Here is a 15,013-nt window from a genome sequence, read left to right on the forward strand (position 1 = left end):
GCCACCGACACCGCCGTCACCGACAGCGCCCCTGTCTGGAACCACCTGGTCCCGGCGTTCACGCGAGTGCGGGCTTGCGGACCAGTTCGTAGGCGAAGCTGACTGTCTCGGTGAGGCGGTCCTTGGCCGTGTGGCGGCTGAGTTCGGCGGTGAGGTCGGCATCGAAGGCGTCGGTGCGGTCCGCGAGCACCTGCGGCGGCAGGAACGATGTCGACCGGATGTGCCCGGCGAGTTCGCGGATCGTCCAGTGGTGCTCGACCGAGAACTCATGGCGTCCCGCAGACTCGAACCCCGCACGGGACAACACGTCGCGGTCAGGGTCGCGCTGCCTTGACTGGTCCCAACCTGGCGGAACGCGTCCGGCCGCGCCGAGGACGTTCCGCCATGTGCGCAGCGTGCTGTCGAGTGCCCGCTGCCAGTCCTGGGGGCCTGCCCACGGGGAGGTCGACCAGCACAGTGCGAGGCAGCCGCCGGGCTTGAGCCAGGAGTAGGCGCGCTCGGCGATCAGGGCGCGGTGGAGCCGGTGGAAGGCGTTGCCGATGACGATGAGCTCGAAGCTGTCCGGCTCTGCGGGGAGATCCTCGGCGCGGACGGTGATCGTATGGATGTGGGCCGCGGCGACGGCGCTCGCCTTCGCGCGGACCGCCTCGGTCATGTCGGGTTCGGCGTCCACGCACCATACGTCCGCGAACCGGCCGCGCAGCGGGAAGGCGAGTTAGCCGGTGCCGCATGCCAGGTCGAGCAGACGCCCGCGTCCCGACGGGGCTGCCCGGCGTAGGAGGTCGGCGATCAACGCGTCGGGGTAGGGAAGCCGGAACCGGTCGTAGTATCCGGCGGTGCCACGGTACAGATCGGGTTCGAACCTCATCGTCTCACCGGCCATGCGATCACCATCACACAGGGCATGCTGGACCGCCGTATCCCTGACGCGCCCCTGGGTGCCCCGAATCACGAGCCGGGCGACTCCGCGGGACGGCCCGGCTGTCAGTAGCCGAAGCTCGTCGTGTAGGCGCACTCGGTGTAGATGTAGCCGGACCTCAGCTTGGCCGTGTCCGAGGCAGGGGACTTTCCGGTTCCGCTCCGGGCCTTGTGGACGAAGTACGTGGTACCGGCGGGTAGTTGGATGGTCCGCTGCGGGTAGCTCTTCCCGCTGTCGTGGCACGGTGTGAAGCCCGGCACCAGCGTGCTGGAGAGGGAGTAGGAAGTGCAGCTTCCGCAGGCCTTGAGAGGAAAGCTTCCCGTCACAGGTCCCGTGTACATCACGGTGATGTCGTCGGGGCTGTCGTTCTTGACGGTGACGGAGATGCTGCCGCCGGATGCCGTTGTAGGCAGTCTCTTGCCCGCGGCGGGCACTGTCTGGGCGATTTCCGCCGCGATGGCGATCTTCTGGGCGCGGGCCCGGTTCTTGTGGTGCGGGTTGTTCTTGACGAAGCCGTCCATGGTGGTGATGGCCTCGTCGAAGTTCCCGTCCTTGTACTGGTCCACACCGCAGGCGTACGTACCCGAGTCCGCAGTCGTGTTGGCCCGGTCGGCGTCTTTGTCGAGGGCCGCGGCCACGCCCGCCTGTTCTCCCGGCAGCGCGGCGACCTGGGTGCCGAGGCTGTCGAGGCGCTGGACGGCCGCGCAGGGGTCGCCGCCACCCACCTGATGCACGGCCTTGTCGACCTCCGCTTTGACCGCCGGTTCCACCTTCGCGGCCGACGCGGACCGAGGGAAGGTCGACAGGAGGTCGCTGAAGTGCGTGGTCCAGTCCGCCTCGCCGCCGCTCAGCGACTGCGACGCACACTCATAGAGTGAGGTCGCCAGCCGGTCGTCGGGCCAGGTGGACAGTGCTCCGAGCGCCTGCTTGCCCATGGTCCTCGGTACGGTGCGGAGGTACTTCAAGGGCGCTATGGCGTCGCAGTAGTTCTTCTGAGCGTAGGGCGAACCGACGGTGGCGTAGTACGTCTTGAGCCGGTCGGGGACGCGGGCCGCCGCGCGCGAGTCGGGGTGGTCGTTGCGCAGGCCCCGGTAGACGGCCAGTGACCGGCGGTAATCGGCCTCCGCCGTCGCGAACGGCTGCTTCCCGGCGGTCTGGACAAGCTTGTCCGCCCGCTCCAGCCGATCGATGAGCATCGCCTCGGTGGCCTCGTCACGCGCGCCGTCGTACAGAACGACGCCTCCGGCCGGCACGGCCAGCAGTACGACACCGAGCGCGCTCGCGAGCCAGGCGCGCGGCGGCCACACCAGACGGGTCCGCAGACCCACGACCGCACCGTGGACGGCCGCGAGACCGAGGAAGATCAGGTAGGTGACGACGGCTCCACCGGGGACACCGTCCGGGTCCGCGGGCAGGGCGACGAAGAGCAGAATCGCGGTCGCGACCCAGCACAGCGCCATCAGTCCCCACCGGCGCACCAGCGCGTAACCCAGGCCCAGTCCACAGAGGTTCAGCAGTGCCACCGCGGCCGCTCGCAACCCATCAGCGGGAGCGCGCGGCGGCGCGCTCGGCATCGGCGGTACGACGAATCCGGCGCGCAAGCCGTTGTTGTCCCAGGACATGACGGCTCCCCCAGTCAATCACGCCCGAAGTTCTATGACTTGTCAGGGTACGTTCAATCGTTCGATCGCGACAGAGGGTGCGCAGCACTCCTGGCGGCAGACCCGATATCCGGCCGCCACCTCAATAATTACTAACATTTGGTTTATCAGCCTAGACTGATAAACCTATCGTAAGTAATTGTGCAGGTGGATACAGAAGCAGGTCCCGATCACATCCGCGGTCCCGGTGACACCGCCCGGCTCGCCGCCGGCCTTCGCCTCGCCGTCGGTCGCATGACCCGGCGACTGCGCCAGGCCCACGCCGTGGGGGACGTGTCGCTCTCCGGTGTTTCCGTGCTCGCGCGGCTCGCCGCCGACGGCCCCAGCTCGCCGGGATCCCTCGCCGACCTGGAACGCGTACGGCCACAGGCGATGGCCAGCACGCTCGCCGTGCTCGAACAGCGCGGGCTCGTCGGCCGTGGCTCCGACGCGGCGGACCGGCGACGGATCATCGTGGCGATCACCGAGGAGGGACGGACCATGCTGGCGGAGCGGCGCTCCGAGTCCGTACACCGGCTCTCGGTCGTCCTCGACGGGTTCACCACGGAGGAGCGAGAGACACTCGCGTCGGCCCTGCCCCTCCTCGACCGACTGGCGGAACGACTGTGAACGCGCGCATCCCCGGTGCGGGCGACCGACACCCGGGCCAGCCGCGAGGGGGCGGGGCGTCGGCCCCGCGTGCTCCGCGCTCCACGCGCCGGAAGGACTCACCCCCGGGCCCCGGCTACAAGTGGGTCGCTCTGTCCAACACCACGCTCGGTGTACTGATCGCCACGATGGACGCCTCCATCGTGATCATCTCGCTGCCCGCGATCTTCCGCGGGATCGGGCTCGACCCGCTCGCGCCCGGCAACATCGGCTATCTGCTCTGGATGATCCTGGGCTATCTCCTGGTGTCGGCCGTACTCGTCGTCGTGCTGGGCCGGCTCGGCGACATGTACGGCCGGGTCAAGATCTACAACCTCGGCTTCCTCATCTTCGCCTGTGCCTCCGTCGCGCTGTCCCTCGACCCGTTCCGGGCCGGCGCCGGCGCGATGTGGCTGATTCTCTGGCGCATCGTGCAGGCCTTCGGCGGTTCCATGCTCACCGCCAACTCGGCCGCGATACTCACCGACGCCTTCCCGGCCCGGCAGCGCGGAATGGCCCTCGGCATCAACCAGATCACCGCGCTCGCCGGCCAGTTCCTCGGCCTCCTCGCCGGCGGCCTGCTCGCCGTCGTCGACTGGCGCGCGGTCTTCTGGGTGAGCGTGCCGATCAGCATCACCGGCACGATCTGGTCGTACCTGAGCCTGCGCGAGACCTCGGCGGGCCGCCCCGGCCGCATCGACTGGCTGGGCAACATCACCTTCGCCGCGGGCGCCGGAATCCTGCTGGCCGGCATCACCTACGGCATCCAGCCCTACGGCTCCCACGCCACCGGCTGGGGAAATCCGTGGGTGCTCACCGGCCTGATCGGCGGCGTCGTACTGCTGCTGCTCTTCTGCTACGTCGAGTCGCGCGTCGCCGACCCCATGTTCACCCTGTCCCTGTTCAAGGTGCGGGCGTTCGCCGCCGGCAACCTGGCGGCACTGCTGACCGCGATCGCACGCGGCGGGCTGCAGTTCATGCTCATCATCTGGCTGCAGGGCATCTGGCTGCCCCTGCACGGCTACGCGTACGAGGACACCCCGTTGTGGGCGGGCATCTTCATGCTGCCGTTGACGCTGGGCTTCCTGATCGCGGGGCCCGTCTCCGGCTACCTGTCGGACCGGTTCGGCGCCCGGATGTTCTCCACGGTCGGTCTGGTCGTCGTCGCGGGCTCCTTCCTCGGACTGCTCGCACTGCCGATCAACTTCGACTACGGGCTCTTCGCCGCGCTGCTCCTCCTCAACGGGCTGGGCCAGGGCATGTTCTCCGCACCGAACACGTCCTCGATCATGGGCAGTGTGCCGCCGGAGTTCCGGGGCGTCGCCTCGGGCATGCGCTCCACGTTCCAGAACTCGGGCACCGCCCTGTCGATCGGCGTGTTCTTCTCCCTGATGGTCTCCGGGCTGGCTTCGTCGCTGCCCAGGGCGCTCAGCGGCGGACTCCAGGCCCACGGCGTACCGGCCGGCGCGGCCGAGCACGCGGCATCGCTGCCTCCGGTGAGCACGCTGTTCGCCACGTTCCTGGGCAACAACCCCATCGAGCACCTGCTCGCGTCCGACGGAGCCCTCAACCACCTCTCCGCGGCCCAACGCGCCACCCTGACCGGTCACACGTTCTTCCCGAATCTGGTCTCCGGCCCGTTCCACCACGGACTGGCCATCGTCTTCGGCGTCGCCGCGGGCATGGCGCTGGTCTCCGCGGTCGCCTCGGCCCTGCGCGGCGGGCGTCGTCCCGCTCAGGACAACCCTCCACAGAGCCGACCGCCCGCCCCGGCCGATCCGCCGCAGGCAGCACAGCGCCGGGACAACGCACCCTCGTAACCGGGCGAGGCCGCTGGTGTGAGCCAGGGACAGTGCGGTGCCGGTCCCTCCCCCGTGTTCGAGGAGGCGGGCCGACAACGGTCCCCGACTCCTGCTACGCGATCTCCAGGCTGAGTTGGGAGCCCAGTTCCTCGAACCCCAATACGGCGGCGACACGCCGGGAGGCGGGAGGCCGCGCACGCCACTGCGGCAGGAGGCCGGCAGTGAGGGCATGCGCGACCGCCGCCGAGCCCGTCACCCGTGCCAGTCCTCGCCCTCGCGCTTGTGGCGCCGTCAGTACGCCGATGTGGGCGGCCCGGCCAGGCCAGGCCCGATACCCAGCAGCGGCAACCACCTGACCGTGTTCCCGTACCACGAACACGGGGGACGTGATCTCGTCCAGGGCGGCCTCACCAGCGTCCTCATGACCCGCCTCCTGTTCCAGGAGCCACAGCTCCAGGTCGCCAGAGGGCAGTTGCTCCACTGTCAACGCACCGGCCTCCGCCGGGCGGAAACCCTCCGGAGACGCGTATGCCAGTGTCGCCGGCCCAAGCATCCGAGCCACAGGCAGCACCTCCCGGACCACAGCGCCGTCCACGACGTCTTCCACCGGCAGACTCGCCAGCGCGTCGCGAACGATCACGGCGGCACTCTCGCTCGGCACGGTCACGATCGCCGATCCGCTCAGAGCCACCACCCCGACCCAGCCGACCGGGCACAGCGCGGACTCCAGGGAGACGACCACGTGCACACCACCCGTCGGCGCGAACGACACCGGCACTCCGGCCAGCCCCTCCCACAGCCCACGGGCTCTGATCAGCAGCGGTTCCCTCGACATGGCCCCCATACTGCCAGCGTGCCCCAGCTCACACGCCGCCCGGCCTCAACTGCGGAACAACCCGGGACAGTTGCCCGTTGACCAGTGCGTGGCTGCGGAGGGGACAGTGTCCCCGGGCCTCACCTACAGCCCTTGGGGACGATCGTCCGGCTGAAGCCCCATGGAGCCTTCCGCCGAGAGGCGACCGCCCTCCGCACGCCACCACCTACGGCCCGGCTGGCCTCCCCCGTCCAGCCGGGCTTTCATCTGTACGCAGGCCGTCGGCCGGCGACGTCCGCTGTCTTGACCCGTCTGCTCCACCGCTCTAATCCTGTCATGTCTACGACAGTTCAACTCTCTGACTTCCGTTCGGAATACCGAATCACTTGGCGGGGTGGACGACATCGCGATGAAGGAACAGCGGCTCCACGACGATGTGGAGAACCGGGCAAGTGATGGCGTGATGGAGGACTCGCGTGGGACCCCGGGCGGTGTGACACGGCGCCGAGCTCTGCAACTCGGCGCGGTGGCCGTGGGCACGGCGGCGATCGAACTCGACCAGCCGACCGCGACGGCCGCCGATCACGAAGTGCCGGACCGGGCCGCGTGGGCCCGAGAGCGGTCCTTCGACGACTCCCCAGCGTGCCATGGCCACCTTCTCCGTGCCGTACGCCACGGGCGAGTTGACGGCGGTCGCCAGCCGCGACGGCGAGGAGATCGGCCGAACGACGCTCGGGACGGTGGGCGCCGCGGCCGCGTTGCGGCTCGTTTCGGACGTCACGGGCCTCACCACGAACCGCGACGATCTCGCGCACGTGCTCGTCGAAGTGACCGACAGGCATGGCCGTCTCGTCCCTGACGCGGCGCTCGAAGTGACGTTCCAGGTCGACGGCGCGGGTGAGCTCGCCGTCGTGGGCAACGGCAACCCGCACAACGTCGACAGCTTCGGACAACCACGCCGCCACACCTGGCACGGGCAGGCACTCGCGATCCTCCGGCCGGCGAAGAGTCCGGGCCGCGTCACACTCACCGCAAGCGCACCCGGACTGCGACCGGCGGCAATCACACTGGCGGTCGGTCAGGAGCGGACCCACGTGGCCGGAGGTCAGTCGTCGACCAGGCCTCGCTCCCATCGCACCGGCTGAACGTCAACACCCCCGGTGAAGGGCAAGCCGGTCCCCCCGGCTGATCAGGTCGTCACGGCGACAAAAAACGAGCCCCTTTCGGAGTACCGGAAGGGGCTCTGCGGAGCGCCGGGCAGGCCTTGCACCTGCATTTCCCCGCAGGAAGCGGGGCGTCTTTCCTTGGACCACCAACGCCGGGCTCGCCGCCGTTCGTTCGGGCGGGAAGCTCAAGATCAATCATAGCAGCAGCCACGGCCGGGGGTTGAGGGCTTCCCCCTACGTTGTGTCACCGCGCTGTCCCCGAATCCCGCGGAATTGTCCTTGATCGGTAACGGACGCATCCAACGGCGTCCCTCCTCCGTCCTCATGGGTGCACGAGATGTACAAGGACGGCGAGGAGTGGGGCGGACATGGCACGGCATGGCGGACGGGGTTGGCACAGGCGGGTGCTCGCGGCGGCGGTCGGCGTGACGGCGGCGGCTGCCGCCACCTCCATATGGACCGCCCAGGCCAATCCCGTCGCGGGGCAGCACAGTTCGGCCCACGCCGGCGCGTCGAACGCCGGGGCCAAGGCTCCCGGCGGGAAGCCGGTGTCGATGGACATCGCCCACGCCTCGGACCGAGGGGCCCTCGGTGTCAACATCACCATCGACGACGGACCGGACCCCACCTGGACACCCCAAGTCCTGCGGGTGCTGCGGGACAACGGCGTCAAGGCCACCTTCTGCATGGTCGGCACCCAGGCCCAGGCCCACCCCGACCTGGTCAAGGCGGTGGTGGCCGCCGGGCACCGGCTGTGTGACCACACCGTCTCGCACGACACCACCATGGACACCAAATCCCAGGCCTACCAGTCCCAGCAGATCCTGGACGCCGCACGCATGATCACCCAGGCCTCCGGAGGCGTCCGCCCGCTGTACTACCGCGCCCCGGGCGGCGCCTTCACCCCCTACAGCCGCCACCTCGCCGCCGCCCAGGGCATGCGGCCACTGGGCTGGAACGTCGACTCCAAGGACTTCGAACGCCCCGGCACCAACGCCGTCATCACCACCGTCAAGAGTGAGATCTCCAACGGCCCGACCGTCCTCTTCCACGACGCCGGCGGAGACCGCTCCCAGACCGTGGCCGCCCTGCGCGAAGTCCTGCCCTGGCTGAAGCAGCAGGGATACGCCTTCGGTTTTCCCGTACGCTGAGTACCCGTCACTCGTCCCGTTACCTGGTGAGTCCGGCTCACCTGGTGAGTCCGGCCTCGTCGCAGGCAGGCCGGAGCTCGGGGGTGCAGATCTCGTCGACGGTGTACATCCCGTCCTTCAGCAGTGTGGGGTTGATGTCGTCCACCGTCACCGCACTCGGAGTGAGCAGGACGGAGGGGATGCGCCTGGTGGTGGGGCTGTCGGCCGTGGTCGTGGCGACCTCGCGGAGATCTCCTCCGCGCCCCAGGGCGACGGCCATGGCGGCAGCCGCGTCGGCCTCCGCCTTGAAGGACTTGTACACCGTCATGTACTGCTCGCCCCTGACGATGCGCTGCACGGCGTCGAGGTCGGCGTCCTGGCCGGTGACGGGAGGAAGCTCCTTGACACCGGCACTCTTGAGAGCCGAGATGACGCCTGCGGCTATGGCGTCGTTGGCCGCCAGGACGCCGTCGATACGGTCCGGGCCGAGGGCCGCCATCGCGGCGGACATGTTGGCGTGAGCGCTGTCCGTACTCCAGCCCGGGGTGCCGTACGACCTGCCGACCTTCACCTTGAGACGACGGACAGTGCGCCGCCCCGGTACAGCGCCGCGTTGGGGCTGGTCGGATCGCCGTTCATCATGACGACGTTTCCGCCGTTCGCCTTGTCGCCCATGGCCTTCAGGAGCGCCTCGCCCTGGAGCCTGCCGACCTGCGCACCGTCGAAACTGACGTACCCCGAGATCGGACCTTCGGCGAGCCGATCGTAGGCGATGACGGGGACCCCCGCCTCGCGCGCCTCCTGGATCGATGAGCGCAGCGCCCTGGCGTCGGTCGCGTCGAGGATCAGAACCCTGACCCCTTTGGTGACCATGGAGCTCATCTGTTGCCGCTGCCTCATCGCGTCGTTCTGGGCGTTGGCGTACTCCATGGTGCAGTGGGGACACAGCTGCTTCAGCCGCTTCTCGATCAGCGGCCTGTCGGACCGCTCCCAGCGGGGGACGGTTCGGCTCGGGAGCAGCAGGCCGACAGTGAAGCCGTCCGTGCCCTTCTCCTCCTCTTCGCAGGCGGCGAGGGACGTCGTCATGAATCCTGCGATCGGGCGGGAGATCCGCAGGTTCGGCTTCCTCGACGAGGTGGAGATGGAGCGCCGTACCAAACACCTGTTGGAACGCCTGACCAAAGGTGTTCCCGATCTGCGCGTCCCCACCGTCTCGCTGTCCAGTGGCCAGCGGCAGACGGTCGCCATCGCCCGCTCGCTCCTCGGCAACCCACGGGTTCTCCTCCTGGACGAACCGACCGCGGCTCTGGGGTTCGAGCAGACGCGCGAGGTCCTGGATCTCGTCGACCAACTGCGCGACCGCGGCCTGGGAGTACTGCTCATCAGTCACAACATGGGCGACGTCAAAGCTCTCGCGGACCGGGCCGCCGTGCTGCGGCTCGGTCGCAACAACGGCTTCTTCGACGTGAACACCGCATCTCAGGAACAGATCATCTCCTCCGTCACCGGCGCCACGGAGAACGTGCCCCACCGGATGGCCTCCCACGAGTCGGGGTGGTGAAGGGATGCGCAGGACGGCGGACAACGCTCGGGCCGAACCCACCACAGCCCACGCCGAGGATCCTCGGCCCCGCCGTGGGCGGGCCGTCGCCCATGCCCTCGCGCGCGCCGCCGAGCGATGGGTCACCGTCTCGCGGCACAAGCTGAGCGCCGGCGAAGTGGGCTCACTGCCCGTCCTCCTCGTCCTCGCCGCGGTCTGGATCACCTTCCAGTCCCTGAACCAGAGCTTCCTCTCGCCCCGGAACCTGTCCAATCTCAGCGTGGAAGTCGCGGGCACGGGTCTCATCGCGGTCGGCATCGTCTTCGTTCTGCTGATCGGTGAACTCGACCTGTCGGTCGGCTCGATCAGCGGTCTCGCGGCGGCCGTCTTCGCCGTTCTGAACGTGGACAACGGCGTGCCCGAATGGCTTGCCGCCATCATCGGGGTGCTCGCGGGTACGGCGGCGGGAACCATCCAGGGCTTCTCCTTCGCCAGGACCCGGGTGCCGGCGTTCGTCGTCACGCTCGCAGGACTGCTCACCTGGAACGGCTTCATGCTGTCCATCCTCGGGACCAGCGGCACCGTCAACCTCGACGAGAACGGGCTCGTCGCCAAACTGACCAGCTACTAATTCACCAACGACGGTGCCGCCTACGGCCTGGCGGCGATCGCCGCGACCATCGTCTTCCTCGTCCACTACCAGGACAGGCGGCGCCGCAAGACCGTCGGCATGCCGCACCGCTCACTCGGGGGGATCGCCGCGCGCACCGGAGCTCTCGCGGTGATCGCGTTCACCGGCGCGTATCTGCTCAACCGCTTCCAGGGCCTGCCGCTCGCCCTCCTGATCTTCCTCGCCGTGGTGGCCGGCCTCGACATCGTGCTCCGCCACCACGCACTACGGGCGGCAGGTCTACGCAGTCGGCGGCAGTGTCGAGGCAGCCCGTCGCGCCAGCCTCAGCGTGACGCGGGTACAGACCTCGGTGCTCGCGATCTCGGGCACCATGGCAGCGATCGGCGGTCTGTTCCTCGCGTCGCGCATCACCTCGGTGAGCCAGAGTTCGGGCTCGGGCGTCCTGTTGCTCAATGCCATCGCGGCAGCCGTCATCGGAGGTGCCAGCCTGTTCGGAGGGCGCGGCACCACCTGGTCCGCGGCGCTCGGCATGCTGATCATCCAGTCGATCGCCTCAGGTATGGCGCTCACGGACACCCCCGCCGCCGTCCAGTTCGTCATCACGGGCGGGGTGCTCTTCGCCGCGGTGCTCATCGACTCACTGTCGCGCCGCTCGCAGAAGGCACACGGACGGGCTTGACGGGTGAGACGGGCTTGACGGGTGACCGGACAACACGGCTCACCCGTCCCGCCCTCGGTCAGGAAAGACTCCACTGCTGGTTCGTTCCGCCGTTGCAGGTCCACTGATCCAACTGTGCTCCCGTGGCGGCCGACCTGCCCTGAAGCGTGGCATGTTTGGCGCCGAGCTACGAGGCTGCTGTGAATTCGTGAGGCGTTTGAACGCTGCCGGGCTCGTCTGCGTATGGCATGGGGGATTTCCATGCCGGGCCTGCAACGGGACGTAGGAGTACACACGTGAGACGCAACACGCGCAGACGCCCCATGGGGGCACAGCGTGCGACTTTTGCCGCAGCCGCGCTGATATTGGGCGGAGGAGGGCTCGTAGCGGTCAATGTCTACGCTTCAGCCACCGAAAGCGGCTCGGACGGTGCGCCCGGTCAGCAGGCGAACCAGACCTGGTCGTCGGGAGCCGCCACGATCGACTGTCCGGACGTGGGCAGCCAACTCGCGGAGGTGCCGCAGCAAGCGAGGGAGGCCGTCGACAAGGAACTCGCCCTCCTCGACCAGCAGGTCTCCGAAGCGTATGCACGACTGACCTCGGAGCAGCAGGCGCAGGCACAGGACGCGAACTTCATCCAGAACGCGATCCTCGCGCCACTGAAGGAGAAGCGGGGTGCGGCCATCGACCGCATCAAGACCGACTTCAAGGACGCGGGCGCCGAAGCCCCGAACTCGCTCGACGCGCTCGCCACTTGCAAGGCGGTCCCCGCGGACCAGACCCAGAACAACGCCGGTGGCCAGAACGACAATGGCCAGCAGCAGAACAACAACGGCAATCAGAACGGCGGTCAGCAGGGCGGCGGCGCGAGCGGCGTCAGCGGCCCCGTCGCCGCGGACTTCGTGGACATCACGACGGTCCAGCCGAACGTGCCGCAGAAGCCGGGCAACGGCGGCAACGCCTCGACCGGCACGTTCACCAGCTCGTGCGGTGTGAACGCCAACAAAAAGTTCAACACCGACAACGTGATCGTCGCCCCCGGTGTCACCAACGGCGCCCACCACCTGCACGACTACGTCGGCAACCAGTCGAACGACGCGTTCGCCACGAACGACGATCTCGCCAAGGCCGCGACCACCTGCCAGAACCAGGGCGACAAGTCCACGTACTACTGGCCGGTGCTCCGAGTCCAGGACGGTACGCAGGAGTTCGACGCCGACAAGAACGGTGGCGGCCTGGAGGGCAACGTCGGGAAGGTCCTGCAGGCCAAGCAGGCGCAGATCGAGTTCATCGGCAACCCGCAGAGCAAGGTCGTCGAGATGCCGACGTTCCTGCGCATCATCACCGGCGACGCCAAGGCGTTCACCAACGGTCCGGCGAACGCCAACGCCCACTGGAGCTGCACCGGCTTCGAGGACAAGGTGCAGTTGACGGACAAGTACCCGATCTGCCCCCAGGGCAGCAGCGTGGTGCGGTCGTTCGCCTTCCAGAGCTGCTGGGACGGCCAGAACATCGACAGCGCCAACCACCGTACGCACGTGGCCTTCGCCGGCGCCGACGGCAACTGCTCGGGCGGCTTCAAGGCGATCCCGCAGCTGACGATGCGGCTGATCTACGACGTTCCGGCGCCGACCCTCGAGAACGGCCAGGTGAAGAACCCGTACGCAGTGGACGGGTTCCCGGAGCAGGTGCACAAGGCGATCACCGACCACGACGACTTCATCAACGTCTTCGACGCCTCCCTCATGCGGGAGATGGTGGACTGCATCAACGCCGGCCGCCAGTGCGGCGACGGTGCCGGTGGAGGAGCCGGCAATGGCAATGGCAATGCTGGGGACGGTAACGGCGGCGGCGCCGGTACGGGTGAGCCGTCTCAGGAGGAACCGACACCGAGCCCTGACGCCTCGTCCGGCGGCGACGACGCGACAGCCTCCGCCACCCCCACGGACACGCAGACCACGCAGCCCCCGGCCAGTACGCCGCGCACCACCGAACCGGCGAACGGCGGCCAGGCCACCGGCAACAGTGGCGTCGTACCCAAGGCGGACACGAAGCCCTCGGCCGCGGGGAGCGACGCGGCCGCCGCACCGCGGGGCGGCTCGAACGACGACCACGGCACCGATGCGACCCACCCCGAGCAGACGCCGGCCACGGGCGAGGACGCTCCGTCCACGCAGGCGACAGCGCAGGACACGTCGCAGTCTCAGTCTCAGACCGAACCGCAAGCGGTCACGGGCGATCTGGCCAACACCGGCACGACCCTCTGGCCCGCCGCGGGCGGAGGCGTTCTCGTAATCGCGGGCCTGGTGCTCCTGGTCCGCATCCGGCGCACCTCCGTGTGACGCACCCCCGGCCGAAAGAACCGCGCCGCCCGTACCCGCACGTCGCGGGTACGGGCGGCGCCGTCGTCGGCGTTCCCGACTCGACGACACGGTCTTCACCCGGCGGCAGCCCCGCATGACCGCACTGGGCACGGGCATCGTGGACGCCCGGAATCACGTGGACCTCGGCGGGATCACGTGGACCTCGGCGGTTTGATCCACCCCAGCGACCGCTCGACGGCTCGCTGCCAGTTGTCGTATTCCAGCTCTCGCCGCTCGGGGGCCATGTCCGGAAGCCATTGGGCGGCCCGGTGCCAGTTACGGCGCAGGACTTCCAGGTCCGGCCAGTAGCCGGCGGCGAGGCCCGCGGCGTAGGCGGCGCCGAGGGAAACCGTCTCGGCGACCATGGGCCGCACCACGGGCACATCGAGCACGTCGGCCACGAACTGCATGAGCAGGTTGTCCGCGGTCATGCCACCGTCCACCTTGAGCTCCTTCAGCGCGACCGAGAAGTCGGCGTTCATGGCGTCGACGACCTCGCGCGTCTGCCAGCCGGTGGCCTCCAGGACGGCTCGGGCCAGGTGTCCCTTGGTGATGTACGAGGTGAGGCCGACGATGACACCGCGTGCGTCGCTGCGCCAGTGGGGCGCGAACAGACCCGAGAACGCGGGAACGATGTAGCAACCGCCGTTGTCCTCGACCGTCCGCGCGAGCGTCTCGATCTCCGGCGCGCTGTTGATCAGTCCCAGCCGGTCGCGGAACCACTGGACCAGCGAGCCGGTGACGGCTATCGACCCTTCCAGGGCGTACGCCGGGGGCTGGTCCCCGATCTTGTAGGCGACGGTGGTGAGGAGTCCGTGCCGGGAGCGTACGACATCGGTACCGGTGTTGAGCAGCAGGAAGCTGCCCGTTCCGTACGTGCACTTCGCCTCACCCGGTGAGAAGCAGGTCTGGCCGAACAGAGCGGCCTGCTGATCACCGAGGGCGGCCGTGATGCGAACACCCGGGAGGAGCGAGCGCGCATCGCCGTAGCCCTCGGCCGAGGACCGGATCTCGGGCAGCATGGGGCGGGGAACCCCGAAGAAGTCCAGAAGTTCCTGGTCCCAGGTGAGCCCGCGGATGTTCATCAGCATGGTGCGGCTGGCATTGGTGGCGTCGGTGATGTGCAGACCACCCTCCGTGCCGCCGGTGAGGTTCCAGATCAGCCAGCTCTCCATCGTGCCGAACAGCACCTCGCCGTCCTTGGCGCGCTGGTCCAGTCCGTTCACATGGTCGAACAGCCAGCGGATCCGCGGCGCCGAGAAGTAGGTCGAGGGGGGCAGGCCGCAACGCTCGAGAAAGAACTCGTCTCCGGGCTGCTTTCTCAGGTCCTCGACGAGCGGTGCGGTACGGATGTCCTGCCAGACGATCGCCCTGCCCAGCGGAGCGCCCGTACGCCGGTCCCAGAGCACCGTCGTCTCCCGCTGATTGGCGATACCGATGGCGGCGACCTCCGCCGCGCCGACGCCGACGTCGGAGAGCGCCTCGGGCACGATGCGCCGCAGATTGCGCCAGATCTCGACGGCGTCGTGCTCGACCCAGCCGGGCCTGGGAAAGTGCTGCCGATGCTCCCGCTGGGCGACCGACACCAGTCGCCCATGGTGGTCGAACAGAATGCATCGGGTGGAATTGGTGCCCTGATCGATGGACATCACATACCGTTCAACCATGATCGGGTCTGCCTTCCGAGGTCGAGGAGGCGGAG

General features: G+C 68.7%; 11 protein-coding genes and 4 pseudogenes. 7 read left to right on the forward strand and 8 right to left on the reverse strand.

Translation table 11 applies throughout. From position 1 onward, the window contains the following. Nucleotides 1–58: 58 nt before the first annotated feature. The 3 genes from OG819_RS36570 to OG819_RS36580 form a co-directional block, all read right to left on the reverse strand. Nucleotides 59–703 (reverse strand): class I SAM-dependent methyltransferase, encoded by a 645-nt coding sequence (locus tag OG819_RS36570; RefSeq protein WP_266655440.1) that lies wholly within the window; start codon nt 701–703, stop codon nt 59–61. Nucleotides 704–715: 12 nt separating this feature from the next. Next, nucleotides 716–883 carry a hypothetical protein gene (locus tag OG819_RS36575; RefSeq protein WP_266653413.1) on the reverse strand — a complete coding sequence of 56 codons (168 nt, stop codon included), beginning with the start codon at nt 881–883 and terminating at the stop codon, nt 716–718. A 101-nt stretch (nt 884–984) separates the two neighbouring features. Continuing rightward, entirely contained in the window at nt 985–2,541 is a 1,557-nt protein-coding gene (locus OG819_RS36580) for a hypothetical protein (RefSeq protein ID WP_266653415.1), read from the reverse strand. A 186-nt stretch (nt 2,542–2,727) separates the two neighbouring features. On the opposite strand from OG819_RS36580, the gene OG819_RS36585 reads away from it, so the two are divergent. Continuing rightward, nucleotides 2,728–3,189: a MarR family transcriptional regulator gene (locus OG819_RS36585; RefSeq protein ID WP_266653417.1), complete on the forward strand. Its 462-nt coding sequence runs from the start codon at nt 2,728–2,730 to the stop codon at nt 3,187–3,189. Between the two features lie 131 nt (nt 3,190–3,320). Then, nucleotides 3,321–5,027: an MFS transporter gene (locus OG819_RS36590; protein ID WP_266655442.1), complete on the forward strand. Its 1,707-nt coding sequence runs from the start codon at nt 3,321–3,323 to the stop codon at nt 5,025–5,027. A 94-nt stretch (nt 5,028–5,121) separates the two neighbouring features. Here OG819_RS36590 and OG819_RS36595 read toward each other — a convergent pair whose 3' ends face one another. Both OG819_RS36595 and OG819_RS36600 read right to left on the reverse strand, forming a co-directional pair. Then, the gene (locus OG819_RS36595) at nt 5,122–5,844 is read right to left on the reverse strand and encodes a GNAT family N-acetyltransferase (protein WP_266653419.1); all 723 of its coding nucleotides are present in this window, start codon (nt 5,842–5,844) and stop codon (nt 5,122–5,124) included. 361 nt (nt 5,845–6,205) lie between these two features. After that, nucleotides 6,206–6,472, reverse strand: a complete 267-nt coding sequence (locus tag OG819_RS36600; RefSeq protein WP_266653421.1) for a hypothetical protein — start codon at nt 6,470–6,472, stop codon at nt 6,206–6,208. Here OG819_RS36600 and OG819_RS36605 point away from each other — a divergent pair. Further along, complete coding sequence (locus OG819_RS36605) at nt 6,471–6,968, forward strand: hypothetical protein (protein WP_266653422.1); 498 nt, start codon at nt 6,471–6,473, stop codon at nt 6,966–6,968. The two genes, OG819_RS36600 and OG819_RS36605, sit on opposite strands and share 2 nt — an antisense overlap. Nucleotides 6,969–7,357: 389 nt before the next feature. Further along, a complete protein-coding gene (locus OG819_RS36610; RefSeq protein ID WP_266653423.1) occupies nt 7,358–8,140 on the forward strand; it encodes a polysaccharide deacetylase family protein in 783 nt (260 codons plus the stop codon). A 37-nt stretch (nt 8,141–8,177) separates the two neighbouring features. Here OG819_RS36610 and OG819_RS36615 read toward each other — a convergent pair. Next, nucleotides 8,178–9,205: pseudogene (locus tag OG819_RS36615) on the reverse strand (sugar ABC transporter substrate-binding protein). On the opposite strand from OG819_RS36615, the pseudogene OG819_RS36620 reads away from it, so the two are divergent. Both OG819_RS36620 and OG819_RS36625 read left to right on the forward strand, forming a co-directional pair. Continuing rightward, a pseudogene (locus OG819_RS36620) lies at nt 9,195–9,680 on the forward strand (ATP-binding cassette domain-containing protein); the annotation flags it as partial. The pseudogenes OG819_RS36615 and OG819_RS36620 sit on opposite strands and share 11 nt — an antisense overlap. A gap of 4 nt (nt 9,681–9,684) precedes the next feature. Then, a pseudogene (locus OG819_RS36625) lies at nt 9,685–10,969 on the forward strand (sugar ABC transporter permease). A gap of 58 nt (nt 10,970–11,027) precedes the next feature. Here OG819_RS36625 and OG819_RS59190 read toward each other — a convergent pair. Next, nucleotides 11,028–11,111: pseudogene (locus OG819_RS59190) on the reverse strand (hypothetical protein); the annotation flags it as partial. Between the two features lie 160 nt (nt 11,112–11,271). Between OG819_RS59190 and OG819_RS36630 the strand changes: the two are divergent. Further along, entirely contained in the window at nt 11,272–13,290 is a 2,019-nt protein-coding gene (locus OG819_RS36630; RefSeq protein ID WP_323139435.1) for a DUF1996 domain-containing protein, read from the forward strand. Between the two features lie 173 nt (nt 13,291–13,463). Here OG819_RS36630 and glpK read toward each other — a convergent pair whose 3' ends face one another. After that, nucleotides 13,464–14,978 carry a glycerol kinase GlpK gene (gene glpK, locus OG819_RS36635; RefSeq protein ID WP_266633555.1) on the reverse strand — a complete coding sequence of 505 codons (1,515 nt, stop codon included), beginning with the start codon at nt 14,976–14,978 and terminating at the stop codon, nt 13,464–13,466. Between the last annotated feature and the right edge of the window lie 35 nt (nt 14,979–15,013).

The organism is Streptomyces sp. NBC_01549 (genome assembly GCF_026339955.1).
GTDB lineage: Bacteria > Actinomycetota > Actinomycetes > Streptomycetales > Streptomycetaceae > Streptomyces.